The organism is Ornithinibacter sp. (assembly GCF_035443565.1).
Taxonomy (GTDB): domain Bacteria; phylum Actinomycetota; class Actinomycetes; order Actinomycetales; family Dermatophilaceae; genus Fodinibacter.
In genome coordinates, this window is sequence record NZ_DAORSO010000423.1 from 1 (window position 1) to 1,102 (window position 1,102).

The 1,102-nt window shown below is 71.1% G+C and carries 1 protein-coding gene; it reads right to left on the bottom strand.

The genetic code is table 11. From position 1 onward, the window contains the following. Positions 1-1,058: site-specific integrase (locus tag PLL68_RS15695; protein ID WP_324535699.1), on the bottom strand; the 1,058-nt coding region annotated here is incomplete at its 3' end. Positions 1,059-1,102 lie beyond the last annotated feature (44 nt).

Consider the following 1,102-nt stretch of genomic DNA (forward strand, 5'->3'; position numbering starts at 1 on the left):
TGGGCGTCGTCGAGGAACTTCGGCAGGGGCTTGTCCAGGCGGGGCCGGTCGGTGCAGTACACCGGGATCCGGGTGGGGGCGTCGTCGTAGTCCCACTCGATGATCCGCGTGAAGAACGTGTGCAGGTGGCCCATCCGCATCCCCAGGGTGGTCTTCGTCAACGGTTTGCCGCGGTAGCCGGGCCGGTCAGCCAGCTGCGCCTTGAACGCCTCGACGTGCTCACGGTTGATGTCGCGCACCCGGGTCACCGGCGGGTCCGAGGCCACCAGGGTCGCGGCGAACTGGCGCAGGGTGGTGTCGAACAGGGCCACCGAAGAGGCCCGCAGGGACAGGGAGCACTGGTGCAGGTAACGGCGCATCGTGGTGACCATGACCGGGGCCGCGGCGGTGAGGTCGTCCCAGTCGACCTCGTTGGCGGGGTGGCTGCTCCAGCGCCGCCGGATGTCTAGTGCCGGCGCCTGCCCGCGGTGGAACATCACCGCGTCGAGCCCGAACAGCGGCGTCGACAACGTCTTGGGCCGGTACCCGCGCTGCGCGATGACGGTGTCGTGCACTGCGGCCCTGGCCTGCGGGTACTGGGTCGCGGTCAGCCCTTCGGGACTCCTCCCGGTGACGATGCAGATCTTCGCCAGCCACGCCCACATTCGGCCGATCTCCCTGTCACAGAACCCAAGTGAGGAGGCCTGCGCCTGGAACGTGTCGGCCTGCTGCGGGTAGGCCTCGCGCAGGTACTTGCCCCACCGGCAGCCGGAGGCGACGACGAAGTCGACGTCCACCGCGACGCCGCAGGCGATCACGGCGCGCCCTGCGAACGAGGCGACCTCGGTGCGGACCTGCCGCCGCTCGGCCACTGACGCCGCGCACCAGCCCTGCAGGTCCCCGAACCTGTGCCGGAAGGCTTCGACTCCAGCACGCCGGATCCGGCGCGCGCAGGGCGTGGCCCCAGCCTGGACGTAGGTGCGGGCCACGGCCGCCAACGACAGCGCGACCGGCACCGGCACCGGCATGGTCGTCCCGTGCGGGGCTGGGTTGTGGACGGCTGCCGCTGGGGTGCTCACGGTTCCTCCTCGTGCAGGCCATCGAGGATGGCCATCGCCCGCTG